At 27.9% G+C, this 24,075-nt stretch carries 19 protein-coding genes and 1 pseudogene; 15 read left to right on the top strand and 5 right to left on the bottom strand.

Features of this window, described 5'->3' with window-relative positions; genetic code table 11:
• Window positions 1-10 precede the first annotated feature (10 nt).
• From rfbF to J2Z25_RS04240, 6 genes are all read left to right on the top strand, one after another.
• Window positions 11-775: a glucose-1-phosphate cytidylyltransferase gene (gene rfbF / locus J2Z25_RS04265; RefSeq protein WP_209738626.1), complete on the top strand. Its 765-nt coding sequence runs from the start codon at window positions 11-13 to the stop codon at window positions 773-775.
• Window positions 769-1,749, top strand: a complete 981-nt coding sequence (locus J2Z25_RS04260) for a GDP-mannose 4,6-dehydratase (protein ID WP_209738624.1) — start codon at window positions 769-771, stop codon at window positions 1,747-1,749. The genes rfbF and J2Z25_RS04260 overlap by 7 nt, the downstream gene beginning before the upstream one ends.
• Window positions 1,750-2,670 (top strand): hypothetical protein, encoded by a 921-nt coding sequence (locus tag J2Z25_RS04255; RefSeq protein ID WP_245173060.1) that lies wholly within the window; start codon window positions 1,750-1,752, stop codon window positions 2,668-2,670. It begins immediately after the preceding gene.
• A 39-nt stretch (window positions 2,671-2,709) separates the two neighbouring features.
• On the top strand, window positions 2,710-3,888 hold the full coding sequence (locus J2Z25_RS04250) for a glycosyltransferase family 2 protein (RefSeq protein ID WP_209738598.1): 1,179 nt from the start codon (window positions 2,710-2,712) through the stop codon (window positions 3,886-3,888).
• Between the two features lie 32 nt (window positions 3,889-3,920).
• A complete protein-coding gene (locus tag J2Z25_RS04245; protein ID WP_209738596.1) occupies window positions 3,921-4,859 on the top strand; it encodes a hypothetical protein in 939 nt (312 codons plus the stop codon).
• 439 nt (window positions 4,860-5,298) lie between these two features.
• Complete coding sequence (locus J2Z25_RS04240; protein WP_209738595.1) at window positions 5,299-6,981, top strand: GH3 auxin-responsive promoter family protein; 1,683 nt, start codon at window positions 5,299-5,301, stop codon at window positions 6,979-6,981.
• Window positions 6,982-7,151: 170 nt separating this feature from the next.
• On the opposite strand, the gene J2Z25_RS04235 is transcribed toward J2Z25_RS04240, so the two are convergent.
• A complete protein-coding gene (locus J2Z25_RS04235) occupies window positions 7,152-7,304 on the bottom strand; it encodes a FlxA-like family protein (protein ID WP_209738593.1) in 153 nt (50 codons plus the stop codon).
• A gap of 121 nt (window positions 7,305-7,425) precedes the next feature.
• Window positions 7,426-9,618: an alpha-galactosidase gene (locus J2Z25_RS04230; RefSeq protein WP_209738591.1), complete on the bottom strand. Its 2,193-nt coding sequence runs from the start codon at window positions 9,616-9,618 to the stop codon at window positions 7,426-7,428.
• Between the two features lie 97 nt (window positions 9,619-9,715).
• Between J2Z25_RS04230 and J2Z25_RS04225 the strand changes: the two genes are divergently transcribed.
• The 6 genes from J2Z25_RS04225 to J2Z25_RS04200 all read left to right on the top strand — a co-directional run bounded on the left by J2Z25_RS04225 (window position 9,716) and on the right by J2Z25_RS04200 (window position 17,657).
• Window positions 9,716-10,606 carry a helix-turn-helix transcriptional regulator gene (locus J2Z25_RS04225; protein ID WP_209738589.1) on the top strand — a complete coding sequence of 297 codons (891 nt, stop codon included), beginning with the start codon at window positions 9,716-9,718 and terminating at the stop codon, window positions 10,604-10,606.
• 193 nt (window positions 10,607-10,799) lie between these two features.
• A complete protein-coding gene (locus tag J2Z25_RS04220; protein WP_209738587.1) occupies window positions 10,800-12,242 on the top strand; it encodes a sucrose-specific PTS transporter subunit IIBC in 1,443 nt (480 codons plus the stop codon).
• Window positions 12,243-12,351: 109 nt separating this feature from the next.
• Entirely contained in the window at window positions 12,352-13,830 is a 1,479-nt protein-coding gene (locus J2Z25_RS04215) for a glycoside hydrolase family 32 protein (protein ID WP_209738585.1), read from the top strand.
• Window positions 13,831-13,842: 12 nt separating this feature from the next.
• Window positions 13,843-14,814, top strand: a complete 972-nt coding sequence (locus tag J2Z25_RS04210; protein WP_209738584.1) for a carbohydrate kinase family protein — start codon at window positions 13,843-13,845, stop codon at window positions 14,812-14,814.
• A gap of 24 nt (window positions 14,815-14,838) precedes the next feature.
• Entirely contained in the window at window positions 14,839-16,473 is a 1,635-nt protein-coding gene (locus tag J2Z25_RS04205; RefSeq protein ID WP_209738582.1) for a glycoside hydrolase family 13 protein, read from the top strand.
• Between the two features lie 191 nt (window positions 16,474-16,664).
• A complete protein-coding gene (locus J2Z25_RS04200; protein ID WP_245173059.1) occupies window positions 16,665-17,657 on the top strand; it encodes a LacI family DNA-binding transcriptional regulator in 993 nt (330 codons plus the stop codon).
• Between the two features lie 6 nt (window positions 17,658-17,663).
• Here J2Z25_RS04200 and J2Z25_RS18955 read toward each other — a convergent pair.
• The 3 genes and pseudogenes from J2Z25_RS18955 to J2Z25_RS04190 all read right to left on the bottom strand — a co-directional run.
• Window positions 17,664-17,770: pseudogene (locus J2Z25_RS18955) on the bottom strand (IS30 family transposase); the annotation flags it as partial.
• 482 nt (window positions 17,771-18,252) lie between these two features.
• Entirely contained in the window at window positions 18,253-18,798 is a 546-nt protein-coding gene (locus J2Z25_RS04195) for a hypothetical protein (protein ID WP_209738578.1), read from the bottom strand.
• A 274-nt stretch (window positions 18,799-19,072) separates the two neighbouring features.
• Complete coding sequence (locus J2Z25_RS04190; protein ID WP_209738576.1) at window positions 19,073-20,263, bottom strand: coenzyme F420-0:L-glutamate ligase; 1,191 nt, start codon at window positions 20,261-20,263, stop codon at window positions 19,073-19,075.
• A 117-nt stretch (window positions 20,264-20,380) separates the two neighbouring features.
• Between J2Z25_RS04190 and J2Z25_RS04185 the strand changes: the two genes are divergently transcribed.
• The 3 genes from J2Z25_RS04185 to J2Z25_RS04175 all read left to right on the top strand — a co-directional run bounded on the left by J2Z25_RS04185 (window position 20,381) and on the right by J2Z25_RS04175 (window position 23,986).
• Window positions 20,381-21,262, top strand: a complete 882-nt coding sequence (locus J2Z25_RS04185; RefSeq protein ID WP_209738574.1) for a LysR family transcriptional regulator — start codon at window positions 20,381-20,383, stop codon at window positions 21,260-21,262.
• An 82-nt stretch (window positions 21,263-21,344) separates the two neighbouring features.
• Entirely contained in the window at window positions 21,345-23,018 is a 1,674-nt protein-coding gene (locus tag J2Z25_RS04180) for a DUF2207 domain-containing protein (RefSeq protein WP_209738572.1), read from the top strand.
• A gap of 272 nt (window positions 23,019-23,290) precedes the next feature.
• Window positions 23,291-23,986 (top strand): pseudouridine synthase, encoded by a 696-nt coding sequence (locus J2Z25_RS04175; protein WP_209738571.1) that lies wholly within the window; start codon window positions 23,291-23,293, stop codon window positions 23,984-23,986.
• The last annotated feature ends 89 nt before the right edge of the window (window positions 23,987-24,075 follow it).

The following is a 24,075-nucleotide window of genomic DNA, read 5'->3' as shown; positions in this document are numbered from 1 at the left end:
AGGGCAAAAGATGAAAGTTGTTATACTTGCTGGAGGAAAAGGAATTAGAATGAGTCAGTTAACAATGAATATTCCCAAACCTTTATGTGAGGTTGGGGGTATGCCTATAGTATGGCACATAATGAAAATATATAGTCATTATGGATTTAATGACTATATGTTTTTGTTAGGCTATAAAGGGGAAAAAATAAAAGAATATTTTATAGATTATTCATGGAAGACTAGAAGTTTTCTTTTAGATATGAAAAGCGGAGATATTAATGTAGATTCTGAACCAGAGCCATGGAGAATAAACTTCATTGATACAGGTATTGAAACTATGACAGGTGGAAGATTAAAAAAGGCTCAAAAGTATATTGGAAATGAAACATTTATGTTAACTTATGGAGATGGACTAGCTGATATAAATATAGATGAATTATTAAAATTTCATAAAGAGCAGGGGAAAATAGCAACAGTTACAGGCATATATAAGAAAAGCCAATATGGAATTTTAAGTGTAGAAGATGGGTTAGCTAAGTCTTTTGAGGAGAAAAAGAATATTGATGGAATAATAAATGGTGGATTTTTTGTTTTTGAACCAGAAATATTTGACTATTTAGAAAACGATGCAACATGTGTTTTAGAACAAAATCCATTAAAAAAATTAGTTAAAGATAATCAATTAGCAGTATATATTCACAATGGATTTTGGACTGCTATGGACACTTTAAATGATATAAATAATGTAAATAAAATTTGGAACGAAGGAAAAGGAGCGTGGAAAATATGGTAAGTACGTTTTGGAATAATAAAAATGTTTTTATAACTGGTGGCACTGGATTTTTAGGAAGTTATTTAGTTAAAAAATTAGTAAACTATGGAGCTAATGTAACTATCTTAGTAAGAGATTATATACCACAATCAAATATATATGTTGGAGAAGAATATAAAAAGGTTAATGTTGTACACGGTGCCTTAGAAGATTATTTATTAATAGAAAGGACACTTGGAGAATATGAAATAGATACAGTATTTCATTTAGCTGCTCAGGCCATTGTTGGAGTTGCAAATAGAAACCCACTTGGAACTTTTAAATCTAATATAGAAGGAACTTGGAATATACTTGAGGCAGCAAGAAAAAGTCCATTAATTAAACAAGTAATAGTAGCATCTAGTGATAAAGCTTATGGAGATCAAGAAAAACTTCCATATGATGAAAATATGCCGCTTCAAGGAAAGCACCCTTATGATGTTTCAAAAAGTTGTGCAGATTTAATTGCTCAAACTTATTATGAAACTTACAAATTGCCAGTATGTATTACAAGATGTGGAAATCTTTATGGTGGTGGAGATTTAAATTTTAATAGAATCATTCCACAAAGTATTCAATCTATATTAAATAATGAAGCTCCAGTAATAAGAAGTGATGGAAGCTTCATTCGTGATTATTTTTATATAGAGGATGCAGTAGATGCATATATTAATTTAGCTGAAAAGGTTGTTGAACTTAATTTAGAGGGACAAGCTTTTAATTTTAGTAATGAAATACAATTAACAGTTTTAGAGCTAGTTAATAAAATATTGAAGATTATGGGAAGTAGCATGAAGCCTATAATATTAAATCAAGGAAGTAATGAAATAATACATCAATATTTATCAGCAAAGAAAGCAAGAACTGTATTAGGATGGAGTCCAAATTATACGATTGATGAGGGGCTAAGAAAAACTATAGAGTGGTATAAGGATTTCCTTAAAAAGGAGATATAAATGATGCAAAATAGTGTTTTTTGTATGGTTGTATCAAGAACTAGATTAATTCAGGCAATTGCATGTTGTTTATCTTTATATAAAAATATGGAAAACTTTAAAGTATATATCCTTTGTGTAGATGAAAAATGCTATGAATTTCTTAAAGAAATAAATTTAGATAAAATAGTGTTAGTAACAATTGCTGAATTAAATAGAGAAGATTTGTTAGAAATTAAGGCTTCGAGAAAATTAAACCAATATTGTTGGACATTAAAGCCTGGATTTATAAAGCATATATTTACTTTAGATGATTCAATTAATAGAGTAACTTATATAGATTCAGATTTATTCTTTTATCAAAATCCTAATGTAATATTTGAAAATCAACCAGATGCTTCCGTTTTACTATCTAGTGGAGAAATATTTTTGCCTATGTATTCGAAAGAATTTAATAATACTATGCAAACTCTCACTGGAAATTTTAACTCAGGGTTTATTAGCTTTAAAAAAGATATTAACGGATTACAGTGTGTTAATTGGTGGGATAAAATGTGTGTAGATAGTTGTACTTCAAATCCTGAAGATAATAAATTTGGAGATCAAAAATATCTTGATGACATGCCATTCCTATTTAATAATGTTTACGAAATAACAACTCAAGGAATAAATATAGGGCATTGGAATTATTTGAAATATAAGTTTACAGTTTCAAATGATAATGTAATGGTTAATAATAACAAATTAATATTTTATCACTTTAGTGGATTTAGAATAATTAGTAAATATGATATTAGGCAGGTGCATGAAGAAGATAGAGTGAATATACCATTTATTTACCAAATATACAAAAGATCACTTGGAAAAATTATTGATGATGTTGAAAAGATAGATCCAAATTTTAAGGAATATATTACAGTAGCTGCTATTGATGATAATTAAAAAAGAAATTTGTTAAGAGTAAGGAGGGAAGAAAAATATATGAAAGCAAGTGTTATAATACCATCATATAATTCTAAAGAGCGATTATACTACAATCTTATATCCTTAAATAATCAAGATTGTGACTTCAATATTTTTGAAGTTATTGTAGTTGATAATGGATCTATCGATAATACTCTAGAAATGTTAGAAAATTTTAATGCTAAATTTGCTTTTAAATTTGTGAGACTTGAAAAAAATAGAGGAATTGCTCGTGGAAGAAATGAAGGCATAAAAAGAGCAGTTGGTGATATTTTAATATTTCATGATAGTGACATGATAGCTAGTAAAGATTTTATAACTAGGCATTTAAAACATCATGAAGAAAAAGATATAGTTGTATGTGGAGTTCCATGGAAAAGAATTTTTACTTTTTATTATAAAGAATTAGCTTCAAGCATTGAAAATTATTTAGATCAAACTGTGCCTAAACAAGATGAAAAGCTTAATATGGTAGATAAGTCTCCATTAATAGATGTTGAATCAATAATTGATGGAAGTTATATAAATAAGTCTTTTGACTTAGATGCAGAATTTATGAGAGGGCTAAAAAATATATTAAAAAATCATAATGAAGAATTAAAAGATTATCGTCTGCCATGGAGATTTTTTATAACTAATAATGCTTCTGCAGAAAGAAACAGAGTAATAGAAGTGGGAATGTTTGATGAAAGTATAGTTGGATATGGATTTGAAGATTATGATTTAGGAATAAGGCTATATAAATCTGGGAGCAAATTTATATTTGATAAAAATATATTAAATGTTCATCAAGAACACCCTACCAATATTAATATACCTGAAACACGTGAAAATATAAATTATATATGTGAAAAATACAATAATAATTATTTTTTAGATGTGATATTAGTTTGTACCTCTGGTATAACATCAATTAATGATTATGATTTTAATGAATTAACTAAAGATATAAACAATATGATATCTGTAAGCTATTTCAAACCTCTTTTAGATATATTTTTAGAATTACTTCAGACATGTAGACGTCGCTACGTTAGAGAGGATTTTATAAGTATAAATAAAGTTATTTCAACTATAGATACTGATGTAAACAAATTAATTATGGAAGTTAAAATTTTAAGAGATAAATTTGGAATTAAACACTTTACAGAAGCCATGTTAGCTTTAATAAGAGACGTTTATAATGTTTATTATTAAATTCTAAAAATATACTGAAGAGGAGGGTAGGTATGAGTAAATATCATTTATCAATGATTTTATCGGAATCAAATTTATTTAAATTAATACCAATGTATGTTTCTTTAGAAAACTGTTGTAGTGATTTTAAGTTATTTATTTTATGTATGAATGATTCCGTTTACCATATACTAAATAAAATAGGATTTAAAAATATTGTTTTAGTACAATTAAAGGATATAGAGGAAAATAATTATGATTTAGAAATGGCTAAGTCTAATAGAATATTTCATGAATATTGTTGGACACTAAAACCTATATTTTTATATTATGTAATTAATAAATATGACAATGCGAAATATTATGCACATGTAGATGCAGATTTATTCTTTTTTTCTGACTTAGATTATATTTTTAATGAGAATCCTGATGCATCAATTTTTCTAATAGATCATAGAAACTCAGAAGAGTTTAAGATGTATTATGAATTAAGTGGATTATATAATACAGGATTTGTAGGATTTAAAAATAATGATGAAGCAAAAGCTGCACTTAGGCTTTGGGGAGATAGGTGCTTAAAGAAATGTACAGTTGAATATGATGTAGCTAATAAAACTTTTGGAGACCAAAGGTATGTAGAAGATTGGCCTAGTATATTTAAAAATGTGCATATAATAAACTCTATTGGAGCAAATGTTGCATTGTGGAATATAAAAAGTTATAAAGTTTCAAAAAAGAATAATGTTGTTTATGTAGATGATTCACCTCTATTATTTTACCATTTTTCTGGTGTACTGTTATTGGGATCAAGAGAATTTGATTTATGCCCTTATTATCATATAGAGGATGAAAATTTAATAAAAAATATATATGATCCTTATGTTAGATGGCTTTCACAATCAATAGAAAATGTAACTAAAGAGTTTCCATGGTTTAATGCAGGATTTGTTGATAAAGCTAATATTGTGAATTTGCATAACTATAAGATATAATTAAAATAGATTAGAAAAAATAAAATGGAGAATGGTACTGTAGTTAAGAATTAATAAAAAGGTAGCAGGTGCTACTGTAATAATAGATATGTTTTGTTTCCACAGGCGAAATCAATGACAGAAATGTCGTGGATTTTTATTTATTAGTAAATTAGTAATATGATTAATTAAAATATATGTAATTAGTATTGTTGGAAAGGAATTAAGTTTGTATAAGAAAAATTGTCAAAAAGATTATTAAAAAACTTAATGAAAATAGTAAATGGATATTATTGACTAACCTTATAGTAACTTAATAATCTTTTTTAGCCCTTTAGATAAAGATTTTCAAGGATAAAATTATATTTATTAAACAAATAGTGGTATAAGCAAATTATTAACATTCTAAAATAAATTTCATATAATGCTTATGAAAAACTATCATAGGATGTGTACAAATATGTCCATAATAAGTAAGGTACTTTATAGGACAATTATTGGTTGTGGAGGAGTCGTCGAAAGAAATTTTAATAAAGAAACTAAAAACTTTAAGAAAGTTAATAATGACTTGTTGTTTGATATCTTATCAAAAAATGCTAGGAGTGAAATAGGGGACAAATTTGAATTTAAAAATATACTTTCTGTAAGTGATTTTAAGAAAAAAGTCCCCTTAACTGACTATTCGTATTATGATAATTATATTGAACGTATGGCTAATGGTGAAAAAAATATATTAACAACACAGAATGTTGAGTATTTTGGAAATACTTCAGGAACTACAGGTAAACAAAAATTAATTCCAGTAACAAAGTCTAGCAGAATGAAAGCTGCAAAATATATGGCATTATTGATGACTAGATTTTCTTATAATAATTTTAAAGAAAATTGGAATTATGGTAGGGGATTAATGATTGCAGATGTAGTAATGAATACTTATACTGATGGAGGAATACCCATTTGTTCAGCTACTTCAGGCGGGATCAATGGCATGAAAAGTTTTTTACCATATTTATATACTTCACCTTATGAAGTGATGAAAATTAAAGATAAGGAAGTATCACTTTATTTACATGTACTTTTTGGATTAATAGAGAAGAAGCTATTATATATATCTGGTATTTTTATTTCAAACATATTAGATTTACTAAGGGTTATGGAGAAAAATTCTGATATGTTAGTAAAAGATATTCGTAAAGGGAGAGTAAGCAAAGCATTAAATATTGATGAAGAAACTAGAAAAGCATTAAATAAATATTTATCTCCAAATGCTAGCAGGGCAGATGAATTAGAATCAGAATTTAAAAAGGGTTTTAAGGGAATTTGCAGGAGAGTTTGGCCAGAACTACAATATATAGCAGCAGTTACAGGAGCTAATTTTACAATTTATGATGAGATGGTTAATTATTATTCAGGATCAATTCCAATACATTCACCTTGTTATGCAGCATCAGAAGGTATCATAGGTATGAATCCATATGTTAAAAGTATAAGATATGTAATAATACCAGATACAGTTTTTTATGAGTTTATTCCATCAGAAGAATTAAATAAAAATAACCCAATGACATTTTGTGCTGATGAATTAGAAATAGGAAAAAGCTATGAATTAGTTATTACTACTTATACAGGACTTTATAGATATAAGTTAGGTGATGTTATTAAAGTTATAGGTTTTTATAACAATTCACCTGAAATAGAATTTTTATATAGAAGAAATCAAGTGTTAAATATGGTATCAGAAAAAACAACTGAAGAGCATTTAACAGCTGCAATTAATAATACGAAAAATAAGCTTAAACTTAATTTAATAGATTATACAACAGTTGCTGATAATTCAAGAACACCTGGAAGATATCAATTTTATTTTGAAATTAAGGGGAAGGTTACAAAAGAATTAGTTAGAAATATTGAAACCACTTTAGATGAGGAGTTAAAAAGTTGTAATTTAGCATATAAGAGATTTAGGGGCAAAAGCGGACTAGCTAGACCAAAGGTAATAATACTTAAAGAGGGAACTTTTAATAAGGTAAAGGAATTTTTACTTATGAAAGGAATTTCAAAAAATCAAATTAAGATACCAAGAGTAGCTACTACAAATAAAAATGTTTTATATACAATTGAATGTAACAAATTGCACTATTAGAATACTAATAGTTGAAAATGGCATTATAAATAGTTATTTAATGGTTTAATAGATATTTTTAAAAGGAATTTAGAGATCATTTTAGATTCGAGTATTTTTAAACAAAATAATTTTTAATAACTATGTTTTTTTCAATAAGAGGATGTACCAAAATGAATTGATACTACCTCTTATTTTTGTTTTAATAAAGTTTTAATTTCATTTAATTCTTTTGTTAATTCCTGAATTTGTTTTTCTAAACTTTCTATTTTAGCTATGCTAATATCATTATTTTTGGAGCTGGAAGCACTTGAAGAAGTTGGAGTTACTATATAAAAAATCATTAAAACCCTCGACGATACAGGAATACGTTGTCGAGGGTTATTTATTAAAAAATATAGGTTGAACTATTTTTAGTGCAATAGCCAATTAATTTCATTAGAACAATAGTAATCTTTATTAGATTTAAGGCTTAATAACTTTAAATCTCCACATCTTACTAATAAAATCTTTTTTTACTCTAGGAATAGTTATACCTACATTCATAAGTTCATCTCCAGCAAAAATTTCTGAAGTTTCAAGGTTCTTATATAAGAAATCTGCATTTAGACCTTTGAATTTTATTATTCTAATTGAGGTACCAGGTTCTGATAATATCTTAAAGTAGAATGCTACAAATTCTTCTTGGGTTTTAGATACAAAATTCCAAGCAGCTTCATTAAGATCGAATGGGGAAAGTACTCTGTGGAAAGTGCCAAATTGTATTATATTACGTATTTCTTTATAAACAGAAATTTGTTCCTTTATAAGTTCTTTTTCTTCATAAGAAAGAGAGGTTAAATCTAATTCATATCCAAAGTTACCAGACATAGCTACATGCCCTCTAGTTTCAAGAGGTGTTATTCTACCTACTTGATGATTAGGTGATGTTGATACGTGTGAACCCATTGTTATTGGAGGATAAACTAAACTTGTTCCATACTGTATTTTCAATCTACATATAGCATCAGTATTATCACTAGTCCAAGTTTGAGGCATGTAGTAAAGCATTCCTGCATCAAAACGGCCACCACCACTAGAGCAACTCTCAAAAAGAATATTAGGGAACTTAGAAGTAAGAGTTTCTAATATATAATAGAGTCCTAACATATATCGGTGAGTAGTTTCACGTTGTCTTTCAGATGGTAAAGCTGAAGAACCAATATCAGTCATATGGCGGTTCATATCCCATTTAACATAAGTAATTTTATTATTTGAAAGTATAGATGATAAAGAATCTATCAAATAATCACATACTTCTTTTCTGGATAAGTCTAAAACTAATTGGTTTCTTCCGACAGTAGGTTTTCTGTTAGGAACATGAAGGCACCAGTCAGGATTAGATCTAAATAAATCACTGTTTTCAGAAATCATTTCAGGTTCGAACCATAATCCAAACTCCATTCCTAAACTAGCAGTATAATCTACTAATTCTTCCAATCCATTAGGAAGTTTAACTTTATCAACAATCCAATCTCCAAGAGAAGATAAGTCGTTGTTTCTCTTTCCAAACCACCCATCATCTAAAACAAACAGCTCCATTCCAAGTTCTTTACCTGCCTTTATAATTTTCTTGATTTTTTCTGCATTAAAATCAAAATAAGTTGCTTCCCAATTATTAATAAGTATTGGGCGTACTTTATTCTTAAACTTACCACGACATAAACGAGTAGTATATAAATCATGATATGTTTTTGACATCTCTCCTAAACCGTTAGATGAATAAGTCATAATTACTTCAGGTGTTTGAAATGACTCATTAGGTTCTAAAAGCCAACTAAAATCAAATGGATTTATACCAATATTTACTCTAGTATTACCATAAGGATCTAGTTGAGTTTGAGCTGTAAAATTACCTGAATAGACTAAGTTGAAAGAATAAACTTCTCCAGTATCTTCAGTGGTATTTTTTCTAACTAAAGCTAAAAATGGAGCTTGTTGAGGGCTACTGGCACCACGACAGCTATCTACCATTTGAATCCCTGAAACTATAGGTCTTCTTGCAATATTTTTTTCATTTGTGTGTGAACCATATAATGTAATAATTTCAAATTCATTATCACGGAAGTCAACACTAGCACTTAGAGCCCTAAGAAGTTTTAAATCTTCATTTCCGTTATTGTAGAAACGAACAGAACGAGAAATTACATTAAAATTATTAAATACGGTGTATATTAAAGTAGCCCTTAAACCAATTAATGTATCTTCTAAAGTGATCTCTAAGGTTTCAGCATCATTAATATCTAAAGTATATGTACAAGGTAATCCTTCTAAAGTTGGTTTGCCACTATAAATTTTATGAGATTTGTAACGTAAATCAGTAACGGTAGAGCCATTTTCAAGTTGAAGTTGATATGCTGGAATTCTAAAATCACCATTTCCATATGCAGGATATTCGCATGGGATAGTATCAAGTGAAAATGTTCTATCTAAAGGGTCTGGATTAGGTGAAAAACCTCTATCTATAAAAGCAATTGGATTACTTCCATTATAATGTTTTATTTTAGCTCCCCAGTATAAATGAGCTAAATATCCATCCCTTATAATTTGAATTATATAGCTTGTGTTTTTTCCCTGTAAATGAAAGATTCTATTTTTTGAATCAAAAATAATAGCCATTTTAAAAACTCCTTTATTGAAACTTTTTAGTATGATTTAATAATATTAAATGATAATTAATATAACAAGAGTAAAAAAGAAATAGGAGGGTAATATATTGCTAAGTGATTTAAGGGCAACATCTATAGGCTTTAAGTTTGTAGCATCTACACCTTTGATTATGATAAAGGGAATAGGTTGGCAAAATAATAAGGACAGTAACTACATTTGGGATAATAGAAATAGAAGTGGAGAATATTGCTTATTTCAATATACATTAAGTGGTGAGGGAGAAATCGAAATTGAAGGAGAGATACATAGATTAAAACCAGGGGATGCTTTTGTGATAGAGATTCCAGGAGAACATTGTTATAGGCTTCCTAGTAATTCGAGTTTTTGGGAAGTTGTATATATAGAATTTTCAAAAGAAGCAGTACCATTTTTTCATAAAATTTATAATCTTAAGGGAAACATTTTTTCAGTAGATAAGAATTCATATTTTATAAAGCTTATGTGGAATTTTTATAAAGACGCAATAACTGATAACATACAAAATGTATATCAATGCTCAAGTTATGCTTATCAATTAGTTATGGAATTAATAAATGAGTTTTATCAAGAACAAAAGGATAAAAGTACAGATTCAAAAATAGAAAACTGTAAAAAATATATAGATAAAAATTATAATAAGCCTATTACTTTAGATGAAATAAGCTCAGAAGTTCATTTATCAAAATATTATTTAACTAGAAAATTTCAAGAACAAATAGGGCTAACCCCAGGTAATTATATTATGAAGACTAGGCTGAAAAAATCAATGGAGTTATTATTACTTGCAAATGATATGGGAATAGATACTGTTGCAAGGGAAGTGGGATTTTCTTGTGGAAATTATTTTAGTAAGGTATTTAAGAAGAACATAGGTGTATCACCAGGAGAATTCAGAAATAATAACAATAATTATGAGGTAAATAGAATAATTTTTGATAACAATTACAAAAAATATTGAAAGGGTATAGACAAAACAGAAAAAATATTGTAAAATGAACTCGTGAAAAAGGTTACATGGTTTTGGAAATGTGGGAACGATACCTTACAAAATATAAACTATGTAATGATATCAATGATTTGGTAAAATAATTATTTAACAAATAAAAATTTAAGTATTGTGGGAACGATACCTTGATTTAGGGGGAAGAAGAATGACTAAAAAATATTCAAAGGCAGCTGCTGAAATACTAGAAGTATTAGGCGGAAAAGATAACATTGTTAGTGCAGCTCACTGCGCTACAAGATTAAGAGTAGTTTTAAATGATCAATCAAAGGTAGATATGAAAACTCTTGAAACTATAGATTTAGTTAAAGGAAATTTCTTAAATGCAGGACAATTCCAAATAATTTTAGGTGCAGGAATTGTTGATGAGGTTTATGCTGAATTTATTAAGATAGCTAATATATCTGAAACTAGTAAATCAGAGCTTAAAAAAGTGGCAGAAACAAAATTAAATCCACTTCAAAGAGCCTTAAAAAGTTTAGCAGATATATTTGTACCAATAATACCAGCAATAGTGGCTGGTGGTTTGTTAATGGGTATAAATAACATATTAACTTCATCAGGGTTATTTATTGAAGGTATGTCACTTGTTGAGGCGTATCCACAAATTGCTGATTTAGCAAGTTTGATAAATACTTTTGCTAATACATCGTTTGTATTTTTGCCAGTATTAATTGGGTTCTCAGCAGCAAAAATATTTGGTGCTAATCAATATTTAGGTGCTGTAATAGCTATGCTTATGGTTCATCCAGATTTGTTAAATGGATGGGGATATGGATCTTCGTTATTTGAAGGAACGATTCCAGCTTGGAATATATTAGGTTTTAGTATAGAGAAGGTTGGTTACCAAGGAACAGTATTTCCAGTACTTGCAGCAACTTATATATTAGCAAAAACTGAAAAGGGATTACGTAAAGTTATACCATCAGTTTTAGATAACTTACTAACTCCATTATTTGCAGTATTTATTACAGGTATTTTAACATTCGTAGTAGTAGGCCCAGTTATGCGTGGTGCTGGTAATTTATTAACAGATGGTATTATGTTCTTATATAATACATTAGGACCAATAGGTGGAGCAATATTTGGAGGTCTTTATGCACCAGTTGTTGTTACTGGAATGCATCACATCTTTATGGCGGTAGAAACTCAACTTTTAGCGGATGTGGCAGTTACAGGTGGAACATTTATATTCACAGTTGCAGCAATGTCAAACATTTCACAAGGAGCAGCATCTCTAGGAGTATTCTTTACAAACAAAGATGCTAAAATGAAAGGTGTTGCATCAGCTTCAGGGATATCAGCATTATTAGGAATTACAGAACCAGCAATGTTTGGGGTAAACTTAAAGCTACGCTATCCATTCTATGCAGCAATGATAGGTGCAGCAGTTTCAACAGCATATACAACATTTGCTAATGTATTAGCTGTTTCACAAGGACCTGCTGGATTACCAGGAATTATAGCAATAAGACCACAATCAATGATTCAATATATAATAGGTATGGCAATTTCATTTGCAGTAACATTTGTGATGACAGTAGTATTTTCAAGAATGAAGAAATTTAACAGTGAAATTGAAGTAGCATAAAAATAAATATATATAAGTATTAGGGATCTAGAAAATTAAATATCTAGTCCCTATAATACTTTAATTATAAAGAAAGCAATTAATGAATTATAATTAAGGAGGAGTCACTATGATAGAGTGGTCTAGAGAAAAGAGATATAGAAAAATAGAAGAAGCAAAAAAAGAAGAAATATTTGAACTAAATAAAAAGGTAAAAGAATGTCCATTTCGTCAAATGTATCATATACAGCCTCCAACAGGATTGCTAAATGATCCCAATGGATTTTCATTTTATAACGGAAAATATCAATTGTTTTATCAGTGGTTTCCATTAGGTCCAGTTCACGGATTAAAGTATTGGTATCATACATCATCAACAGATTTAGTTAATTGGGAAAATCATGGGATTGGAATAGAGCCAGGAGATTGGTTTGATTCGCATGGTGCTTTTTCAGGCTCAGGAATAGTAGATAATGATAAACTTTATTTATTTTACACAGGAAATACTAGAGATGAAAACTGGAATAGAGTTCCTTATCAATGTTTAGCAATAATGGATAAAGAAAATAATATTGTAAAACATAAAGAACCTATAATAAGCACAATACCAGAAGGATATACAGATCATTTTAGAGATCCAAAGGTATTTAAAGTAAATGGAGAGTTTTATTTAGTAGTTGGTATTCAAAATAATGAGTTTAAAGGAAGAATAGTTTATTATAAATCAAAGGATTTAATTAATTGGGAATACAGAGGAGAAGTAAAGACTTCATTAGATAATTTTGGATTTATGTGGGAATGTCCTGATTATTTAGAGCTGGATAATAAAGGGGTTATTATATTTTCACCACAGGGATTAGATAAGGAAGGTGATAAATATGCTAATATTTATCAATCTGGTTATATAGTAGGAGAAAAGTTAGATTTAAATACAGGTGAATTTAATCATGGAGAGTTCGTAGAACTTGATAATGGATTTGACTTTTATGCACCACAAACAACTGAAGATCCAGATGGAAGAAGAATTCTAATTGGTTGGATGGGTCTACCAGAGATAGATTATCCAACTGATAAAAATGGTTGGGCACATTGCTTAACATTACCTCGCGAATTAAAGTTAAATAAAGATAGATTAATTCAAACACCTATTAAGGAGTTAGAAAAATTAAGAAGTAATCATAGAAGCTTAAATGAAAAAATAGAAGCTACAGAAAAATCTTTTGATGAATTTCATGGTGAACAATATGAATTAAACTGTGAAATAAAGGACTTTGAATCTGGAAAATTAGGTTTAAAGTTAAGAGTATCGGAAAATGAGGAAACAGTTATTTCATATGATATAGATAATAATAAATTAACGATTGATAGAAGTAAGTCAGGAGAAGAATTTGCACTAGAATGGGGAACAACTCGTAGCGTAGATATAACTTGCAAAACATTAAAGTTAAGAATATTTGTTGATACTTCATCAATTGAAGTGTTTATAAACGATGGAGAAAAGGTATTAACTTCAAGAATATTCCCATCTAAGGAAAGCAGGGGAATAAAGTTCTTTGCTACTAAAAAATGTAGTATAAGTGCAGATATATGGAGCATTAATGAAAAATAGGAGTGATATATAGTGAGTAAAGTTATAGCAATAGGTGAAGCGTTAATAGATTTTATTCCACATGAAAAAGGAAGAAAATTAAAGAATGTAGATAACTTTTTAAGAGTACCAGGAGGAGCACCATTAAATGTGGTAGCTGCAGTGTGTAAGCTTGGTGGTAATGGTAAGATGTTAACAAAACTTGGGGAAGATGCATTTGGAGATATAATAATCGATACAGTTGAGGCGTTAGGTGTTGATGTATCAGGGATATTAAGAACAAAGGAAGCAAATACAGCATTAGCATTTGTATCCTTAAAGGAAGATGGAGAAAGAGATTTTTCATTTTATAGAAATCCAAGTGCAGATATGTTATTAACAGCTGAAGAAATAAAAGAAGAGGATTTTATTTCAGGAGATGTTCTGCATTTTTGTTCTGTAAGCTTAATAGATGCACCAATAAAGAGAGCACATAAAAAGGCTATAGAATATGCTACAAAAAACAATTGCATAATAAGTTTTGATCCAAATATTAGATTACCATTGTGGGAAACATCAGAAAAATGCAGAGAAGCAATTTTAGAGTTTATACCAATGGCAAATATACTTAAAGTAAGTGATGAAGAATTAGAATTTATTACAGGAATAAAGGATGAAAATAAGGCATTAGAATCATTATTTACTGGGAATGTGAAAGTGGTAATATATACAAAGGGGACAAATGGAGCAGATTTTATTACTAAAAATAATATCTCATTTGCACCATCATATAAGGTTAAAGTAGAGGATACTACAGGAGCTGGGGATTCATTTGTAGGATCTGTGTTATATAAAATTTCATCTAACAATTTAACTATTAATGATTTAGTAGATTTAAGTGAAGAAGAGAAAAAAGAAATTCTTGTTTTTGCAAATGCAACAGCAGCAGTAACGGTATCTAAAAAAGGTGCAATTGGAGCATTACCAACTATAGAAGAAGTTAATAAAATGATAGCAAAAAAATAAATAACTTTCTAGGAGATGACTTTTATGGAAAAGAGATGGTGGCATGATTCAGTAGTTTATCAGGTTTATCCACGTAGTTTCATGGATAGTAATAATGATGGTATAGGTGATATAAATGGAATAATATCCAAACTTGATTACTTAAAGGAGTTAGGGATAGATGTTATTTGGTTAAGTCCTGTTTATAAATCTCCTAATGTAGATAATGGATACGATATAAGTGATTATTGTGACATAATGGATGAGTTTGGAACTATGGAGGATATGAAAAATCTAATAAAAGAAGCAGAGCTTAGAGGTATAAAAATAATTATGGATTTAGTAGTTAATCATACCTCAGATGAACATATGTGGTTTAAAGAAGCGAGAAAAAGCAAAGAAAATCCATATAGAGATTTCTTTGTTTGGAGAGATGCTGTAGATGGTAGAGTTCCAAATGAATTAAAATCAAATTTTGGTGGAAGTGCATGGACGTTAGAAGAAACAACAGGACAATACTACCTACATCTTCATGATAAAAGACAACCTGATTTAAATTGGGAAAATGAGACTTTAAGGAAAGAAATATATAAAATGATGAATTTCTGGCTAGAACTTGGAATAAAGGGATTCAGAATGGATGTTATAGATTTAATAGGAAAAGAGCCAGATAAACTAATAACTCAAAATGGGCCTAAGCTACATTATTATATACAAGAAATGTACAGAGAAACCTTTGGAAAATATGATGTATTAACAGTAGGAGAGACCTGGGGAGCAACACCAGAGATAGCTAAGTTATATAGTGATCCAAATAGAAATGAACTTAGTATGGTTTTTCAATTTGAAGTTATATCACTAGATAAAAAGCAAGGGAAAAGAAAATGGGATTTAGCACCTCTTGATTTTATAGCTTTTAAGGATACTTTTAGAAAGTGGCAGGTTGAATTACATGATAAAGGTTGGAATAGTTTATTTGGAAACAATCATGATTTGCCAAGAATGGTTTCAAGATGGGGAAATGATAAAGAGTATAGGGTAGAGTCAGCAAAAATGTTAGCAACTATGTTACATATGCAAAAAGGGACTCCTTATGTGTATCAAGGTGAAGAAATAGGGATGACAAATGTAAAGTTTCCATCAATAAATGATTATAATGATATAGAAGGCTTAAATATGTATAAGGAAAGAATAGCATTAGGGTATTCAGAAAAGGAAGTAATGGAGTCATTATATGCAAAAGGAAGAGATAATGCAAGAACACCTATGCAATGGGATGGAAGTAAAAATGCTGGATTCACAACGGCAAAACCTTGGATTGGTATAAATGAAAATTATAAATATATAAATGTAGAAAAAGATATGAATAGAGAGGATTCAATTTTTGAATACTACAAAAAGTTAATAAAATTAAGAAAAAAAGAGGACATTATTAAATATGGAGCTTTTGAATTATTATTAAAAGATCACAAAGAAGCGTTTGTTTATACTAGAAGTTATAATGATGAAAAGTTACTTGTAGCTTGCAATTTTTATGGTAATGATATTACTATAGATTTAGGTGAAGAATTTGAATCTAGAGACGCATACGTATTAATATCAAATTACAATGAAAATGATGTATTAAATTCACAGATAAAACTTAGACCGTATGAGGCTGTAGTTTATAAATATGTTTAAAGTTTGATAATAGGAGTAATAAATAAAATAATTAACTAGTATTTTATTTATTATGTATAAGGTAATGAAAAAAACACTTTCATTGCCTTATTTTAATATACTCTTTATAATAGAATTATGTTTTATAGAGATTAGTAACATAGGTTAAAATACTTATGTTTACTGAAAAAAAGTGAATTTAGGTGATGAATATGAATATAATAGAATTTGCTAAAATAGCAGGAGTTTCAAAATCAACTGTATCTAGATATTTTAATAATGGCTATGTAAGTGAAGAAGCTAATGAAAAGATAAAGATTGCTATAGAAAAAACAGGATTTAGACCTCAAAGGCAAGCACAAAGTATGAGAACTAAGAAAACAAATTTAATAGGAGTAATTGTACCTAAAATAAGCACTGAAACAGCTCCAAGAGTTGTAGAGGGAATCTCAGATGAGTTAAGTGTTCATGGATATGATATATTGATAGCAAATACTAACCTTGTTATAGAAAAAGAAATAGAATATTTAAAGATGTTTAAAAGTAATCATGTAGATGGAATAATTTTTATGGCAACGAAGGTTACAGAGGAACATTTAAAGGTTATGAATGAAATAGCTGTTCCTATAGTGGTAGTAGCTCAAAATATAGATGAATATCCATCAGTATATAATGATGATTATAATGCAGCTAGAGAAGTAGTTAAATATATAATAAATAAAGGATATAGAGAAATAGCTTTTATAGGAGTATATGAAGAGGATATTTCAGTTGGTTTTGAAAGAAAAAGGGGATATCTAGATGAATTGAAAAGTAATAAAATAAAGATTAAAAAAGATTTTATTAAGATAGGTGACTTTAATGTTGAAAGTGGGTACAATCTTACTAAGGAATTAATGAAGTCTAAAGAAAAGCCAAAGGCAATATTTGCAGTTACAGATAATATTGCAGCAGGTGCTATTGAGTATTTAAAGGAAAATAACTATAATATTCCAAGTGATATAGCTATTATGAGTATTGGTGATTCGAAAATATCTAGATTTATAGATCCAAAACTTACAACAGTACATTACTACTATAAGACAGCAGGTGTAGAAGCAGCTAATATGTTATTAGAATTAATAAAAGATTCTGTAGTATCTTCAAAACGTATTAATAAAAAAGAAATATTACCTTTTCGAATAGTAGAAAGAAATAGTATATAATTATAACTTCTTAAAAGATGAATATGGGTGGGTGAAATAGACTTTTGTATCTGTTTCTAAATCAGCAAATTCTGAGAATTATCACCAGTTATAATCTTAAATACTTGCTTAAATTGTTCTCCAAATAAGTTACGAACTCTACTAAGAGTATCCGTAACTACATAAGCAGTTTTAGTTACAATATCAAGAATAATAGCATATCTAGTTTTATGCTCTAAAATAGTTAAAAGTACATTGTCATTGTTTGATTTTTCGCCAATAATAGATCATTCAGAACAGTGTTTATAGATATACCTAGTTCTTTTGCCATTTTATATACTAAAAATCCATCTTTAAGTCTAATTTTAATAGTCATACGTTACTTGAAATCCAAGTGCTTATTTTTACGTGATTCTGTGTTACTATTTGGCTAGTTGATAGTGATTATCCGCCGTGTTGAGTTTTGCTTAGAGATTAAATCATAACACAGATAATCCACTATGGATTTTTTTATTTACAATTAGTTCAATTTCATTTTGAAATAAGTAAATAAATAATTTTTAATAACTATGTTTTTTCAATAAGAGGATGTACCAAAATGAATTGATACTACCTCTTATTTTTGTTTTAATAAAGTTTTAATTTCATTTAATTCTTTTGTTAATTCCTGAATTTGTTTTTCTAAACTTTCTATTTTAGCTGTGCTAATATCATTACTTTTTGAACTAGAAGTACTTGAAGAAGTTGAGGTGCTTGAATCATTGCCATTTGTGTTTGTAGAATTATTACTACAAAAAGGATTACTAATATTATAATTTTTTGGATCATAGTATCTACCTGGCCCTGATTCGAAATATTGTTGTTGAGCATTAAATACTAAAATAACTTGACCAATTAATTCCAACCAGTTTCCAATAAGGTTTTGAACATTAAAAGGAATATTTCCAGCTATTATATTACCAATTATTTCACTTATTATTGCAAAAAGCTCTGGTGGTATGGTTTGGAATGGGCTTGGTGGTATGTCATTACAGTTAGTAGTATTATTATTGTTATTATTATTGTTATTATTATTGCTATTATTAGTATTGTTATTAGTAGTAGTATTATTACTATAAGATCTTATTAAATCTTCAAAATTTCCCCAACCATTAAAATTCATATTTTACCTCAATAAAAGTGATTATATTTATTATATTAGATATATACTAAAAAGTACTAGATTAAAATATTATCTTTCAAAAATATTAAATATTATTTATGAAGATGCTATTGAATTTGTGCTGATAAAAGAAATTTTTTATTGAGCAAATAGAAACTTACTTAGTGCAAAATAGTTCACAAATATATATAATATTAAAGATATATAATTTATTATTATAAAAGAAAAGTCATCTACATAGTACAAAAGCACTGTAGATGACTTTTTAAATTTATTACTTTGTATAATTATCGAAATAACCTTGAATGAATATAATAGGAGTTCCTTTATCTCCACTTCCTGATGTTAGATCAGATAATGATCCTATAAGGTCAGTAAGTCTTCTTGGAGTAGTACCTTGGGCTTCCATAGCTCCAACTAAATCTGATTCCTTATTTTTAATATATTCTGATATTGCTTTCTTAAGTTCTTCACCTTTTAAATCAGCAAAGTTATTATCAGCAAGATATTTTAATTTTATTTCATTTGGTGTACCATTTAAGCCTGATGTATATGCAGGGGATACTACTGGGTCAGCAAGTTCCCAAATCTTACCCACTGGATCTTTGAAAGCTCCATCTCCATAAATCATAACTTCAACATCTTTTCCTGTCTTTTCTTTAAGAATAGCTTGTATATTATCAACTACAGGTTGACAGTTACGAGGGAAAAGTTTAACGGTTTCTTCTGTTGATTTGTTTGAACCTAATAATCCATAAGCTTCATTACATCCACTTCCATCAATAGATTCACATAATATATTATCAAGGCTATAAATTTTTTCTCCGCCATTTGCTTTTAAAATTTTCTTAGTTCTAAATCTTGTATGAATATCACAAGTAAGAACACTCTTTGTATAATTTAAGATAGTTTTAGGATTGTTTGAGAATATTACTTCACATTCAACACCATATTCTTGAATTAAAGATTTATAATAATCAATATAATCAACCCCTGTAAAAGGATGTTTATTATATCCAAATAGATTACGGAATTCTTGTTCTGTTAAAACATCTGTCCAAGGATTAACACCTTTATCGTCTAACATATCTAAATCAACTAAGTGATTTCCAACCTCATCAGATGGATAGCTTAACATTAATACTATTTTCTTAGCTCCTTTTGCTATACCACGAAGGCAAATTGCAAAACGGTTACGACTTAAGATAGGGAAGATTACACCAATAGTATCGTCACCAAATTTAGCTTTAACGTCCTTAGCAATATTATCTATAGAAGCATAATTTCCTTGTGCACGTGCAACTATTGATTCAGTTACAGTAACAATATCTTTATCATTTATAGTAAAGCCTTCAGCTTCTGAAGCTTTAAGTACGCTTTCTACAACAATATCTTCAATTTTATCGCCTTCTTTAATGATTGGGCAACGAAGTCCTCTAACAACTGTACCAACAACTCTTTCCAAAATAATCTCTCCTAACAATTTAAATTTATTTTCAAATATTCTTACTATTGTAATATACCTCAAAAAATGATATAAGTAAAATAAATAGAATGAATATATGGTATAAGGAGTACTTATATGATTACTAAATTAGATTTATATAAGGTGTTTTGTCAGGTAGGAAAAAGTAAAAGTTTCTCTAAAGCATCAAATGAGCTTTACATGACACAACCAGCAGTGAGTCAAGCTATAATGCAATTAGAAAGAGAATTAGATATTAGACTTTTTAATAGAACATCAAAGGGAGTAACCTTAACTAATGAAGGAAGTCTCTTATTTGAATATGTAAATTCAGCAATTAATTTAATTAATGTAGGAGAAGAAAAAATATTAGAATTTAAAGATTTAACTGTTGGAGAATTAAAGATTGGTGTAGGAGATACTATATCTAAGTATTTTTTACTTCCATATTTAGAAATATTCCACAATAAATATCCTAATCTAAAGTTTAAAATTATAAATGGAACCACACTAGAACTTTGTGCATTAATTAAATCAGGAGAGATTGATATTTCAATTTGTAACCTTCCAATTACTGATCCATCTTTAGAAGTAATACCATGTGGAGAAGTTAGAGACATTTTTGTTTGTGGTGAAAAATATAAGGATTTATCAGAGAAAAAAATTTCTCTAGAGGAATTAGTTAAGTATCCTTTAATATTTCTAGAACCTAGTTCAAATTCAAGAAAGTATGTAGAAAAGTTCATGTTATCAAATGGGATTAAAATTTCACCTGAATTTGAGCTTGGATCCTTTGATTTATTGCTAGAGTTTGCGAAAATAAATTTAGGGATAGCTTGTGTAGTAAAGGAGTTCTCAAAGGATTATTTAGAAAAAGGTTTGTTATATGAAGTTAATACTTTAGAAGAAATTCCAAGTAGAAGTATTGGTGTTTGTCATTTGAAGAGCGTTCCACTTTCACTAGCCTCTACGAAGTTTGTTGAGATATTAGAAAGTTAATTTGAGTTTCTGTAAATATAGAAACCTTTAAAATTATTGCTTTAGAACTAAATTAAAAATTTAATAAAGGGTGAGTGAGAAAATGATGAAAAAAGTATTAATAATTTTTTCGGTAATATTTATTTTAATAGCACCTAAAAGTGTATACGCAAATACTAAAGAATATTTTGTTGATAAATTAAATATTGAAGCACAGATTCTTGATAATGGTGATGTAGTTATAAATGAAATAATTGAATATAGGTTTAATGGTGATTTTAATGGGATTTATAGAAATTTAAATTTAGATGGGGCAAATGACTATTTAGTAAATGGAATTTCAATTATTGATAATTCAGGTAATATTATAAATATTACAGAAGATTATAATGATGAAAATAATACTTATCAGATAAATAGAGATTATAATTCTGCTCAGATTAAAATTTTTAGTAAAAGTAATAATGAAAGTAAAAAGTTTAATTTAAATTATACTATAAAGGGCGCAGCTAAAAAGTACACTAATTATTCTCAATTATATTGGAATTTTTATGATGTCGAAAATATAGAGTCTGTTAAAGAGGGAACAGTTAAAATTTCATTAAAAGATGAAAATTTTGATATCAATAATTTAACTTATGATATTTATGGTGACGGTGAAATTATAACAAATAATACAGAACAATCTATTATTATTAACTTTAAAGGCTTAACAACCTTAATAGGCATAAATATGAAGTTTCAAAAAGATTACTTATCAATGGCAGAAGAATTAGCAATTGATGATAATAGTGAAGATTATAATTTGGGGTATACAGATTATTATAAAGAGCAAGGAAATGATGAAGGATTTGGAATTTTAGCAGTATTTATTTTTATAGGAGCAGGTGTAGGTGCTTTGATTTTTGCTTTAAATAAAAGTAAATTTAATAAGGAAGTTAATGAGTATAGATCAAAATATATATTTACTAATGAAGAGTTTATTATGGAGCCACCATCAGATATTCCACCTGGACTAGTGAATTTATTAATAGATGAAAAAAATGTATCTAATAATATGCTAATTGCAACATTATTCTATTTAGCCAATAAAGGCAATTATACAATTGAAGAGATAAATAATAAGTCTAGTAAAAAAAAGAATGATTTAGTATTTACTAGAACAGATTATAACAAAAATCAAGAATATAGTCATTTACAATATATAATAGATTGGTTTGAAGAATATGAAACTAATGGAAAATTCTCTATGAAAGAAATAAAAAATATAGTTTCTTCAAAAAGAAATGCAAATAAATTTATAAAAAATCTAGAGAAATGGATTTCTAGGGTAAAAGAAGATGGAGAAAAAATAGGTTTTTATATTAAAATTAAAGATAAAAATGTACTTGAAAATAGTTGGTATAATGAAAAGAAAAGATGGATTTCCTATAAGAATTACTTAAACAATATATACAAAATTGATAATATAAATGATGATTCATTAAGTGATTTAACAATAATTTATGCATTAGCTTTAGAAATTAGTGAGAATGATTTAAATGAGATTGTTAATTTAATAATAGATAAAGCAAGCTTTAATATTGATTCATTTAATAATTTGAATTATATGTATATGAATAATTATTTTTTCTATATAGCAATGTTTAATAGCATTACTGATAAAGCCTATAATACAGTAAATCCACCTAGCTCAACAATAGACAATAATAGTACTACTCTCTTTAGTGGTAGTGATTTTTCAGGCGGTGGAGGTGGAGGATCAGGAGCTTTTTAATATTGAGCAATTATTGATATTGCTGAAGAATGAAGTAAAGAGATAAGTTATAAAGACTAATAGGATAAGCTAGTATTTACTTAAAAAGTTATACTAGCTTATTACATTTATAAATTTCTACTGAAAAGTCTTATATATATACATAAGTAAAATATGTTATTATGATTAGGTAATTTCATTAATTTATATTATACTAAATATTTTATAGTTAAAATTGAAATAAGATATTGTGGTATAAGAATAATTTTCTAAAATAGAGAGGATATTTGACTTTGAGGATAAATAAACTATTAAGCAATTATGGATATTGCTCAAGAAAAGAAGTAAGTAGATTAATTGAAGATAAAAGAATAATAGTTAATGGAAAGCTATGTGAGCAAGGACAGTGGGTTGAAGAAAGTGATGATATATTTTTAGATGGAGAGAAAGTTAAAGAAAAAGAAAAGATATATTTAGTTTTAAATAAGCCAAAAGGAATAATTTGTACTTCATCAAGAGAGATAAAAGACAATATAATTGATTTTTTTAATTATAAAGATTATGTATTTCCCGTTGGACGTTTAGATAAAGATTCAGAAGGAATTATACTTATGACTAATGATGGAGACCTTGCAAATATGATATTATCTTCGGAGAGTTATCATGAAAAGGAGTATATTGTAACATTAGATAAAGATTTTGATGATGAGTTTATTTTTAAAATGTCAAATGGTGTTAATATACTAGGTACAGTTACAAGACCATGTAAATTAAAAAGAATAAATAACAATACATTTAGTATAATTTTAACCCAAGGGCTAAATAGGCAAATAAGAAGAATGTGCAAAACCTTTGGCTATAATGTTATAAAACTAGAACGAATAAGGATAGTAAGTATAATTTCAAAGGGGTTAGAAGTTGGGACTTGGAGATTTTTAAATAAAGAAGAGATAGACACTTTAAAGTTGGAAGTACAAAAGAAATTTTAACATTTTTCATAAAAGGTATTGACATAATACAAATTTTGTAATAGAAAAATTTTGAAAGTTATTTATTAATATGATAATATATGCTTATA

This window comes from Clostridium tertium (assembly GCF_017873245.1).
Taxonomy (GTDB): Bacteria; Bacillota; Clostridia; order Clostridiales; family Clostridiaceae; genus Clostridium; species Clostridium tertium.
This window is presented reverse-complemented; position numbering and strand designations above follow the sequence as displayed.

Coding starts and splice junctions, on each gene's coding strand:
- J2Z25_RS04255 (WP_245173060.1), top strand. CDS start 1,750: ATGATGCAAAATAGTGTTTTTTGTATGGTTGTATCAAGAACTAGATTA.
- J2Z25_RS04215 (WP_209738585.1), top strand. CDS start 12,352: ATGATAGAGTGGTCTAGAGAAAAGAGATATAGAAAAATAGAAGAAGCA.
- J2Z25_RS04250 (WP_209738598.1), top strand. CDS start 2,710: ATGAAAGCAAGTGTTATAATACCATCATATAATTCTAAAGAGCGATTA.
- J2Z25_RS04205 (WP_209738582.1), top strand. CDS start 14,839: ATGGAAAAGAGATGGTGGCATGATTCAGTAGTTTATCAGGTTTATCCA.
- J2Z25_RS04260 (WP_209738624.1), top strand. CDS start 769: ATGGTAAGTACGTTTTGGAATAATAAAAATGTTTTTATAACTGGTGGC.
- J2Z25_RS04235 (WP_209738593.1), bottom strand. CDS start 7,304: ATGATTTTTTATATAGTAACTCCAACTTCTTCAAGTGCTTCCAGCTCC.
- J2Z25_RS04220 (WP_209738587.1), top strand. CDS start 10,800: ATGACTAAAAAATATTCAAAGGCAGCTGCTGAAATACTAGAAGTATTA.
- rfbF (WP_209738626.1), top strand. CDS start 11: ATGAAAGTTGTTATACTTGCTGGAGGAAAAGGAATTAGAATGAGTCAG.
- J2Z25_RS04240 (WP_209738595.1), top strand. CDS start 5,299: ATGTCCATAATAAGTAAGGTACTTTATAGGACAATTATTGGTTGTGGA.
- J2Z25_RS04245 (WP_209738596.1), top strand. CDS start 3,921: ATGAGTAAATATCATTTATCAATGATTTTATCGGAATCAAATTTATTT.
- J2Z25_RS04230 (WP_209738591.1), bottom strand. CDS start 9,618: ATGGCTATTATTTTTGATTCAAAAAATAGAATCTTTCATTTACAGGGA.
- J2Z25_RS04180 (WP_209738572.1), top strand. CDS start 21,345: ATGATGAAAAAAGTATTAATAATTTTTTCGGTAATATTTATTTTAATA.
- J2Z25_RS04185 (WP_209738574.1), top strand. CDS start 20,381: ATGATTACTAAATTAGATTTATATAAGGTGTTTTGTCAGGTAGGAAAA.
- J2Z25_RS04200 (WP_245173059.1), top strand. CDS start 16,665: ATGAATATAATAGAATTTGCTAAAATAGCAGGAGTTTCAAAATCAACT.
- J2Z25_RS04195 (WP_209738578.1), bottom strand. CDS start 18,798: ATGAATTTTAATGGTTGGGGAAATTTTGAAGATTTAATAAGATCTTAT.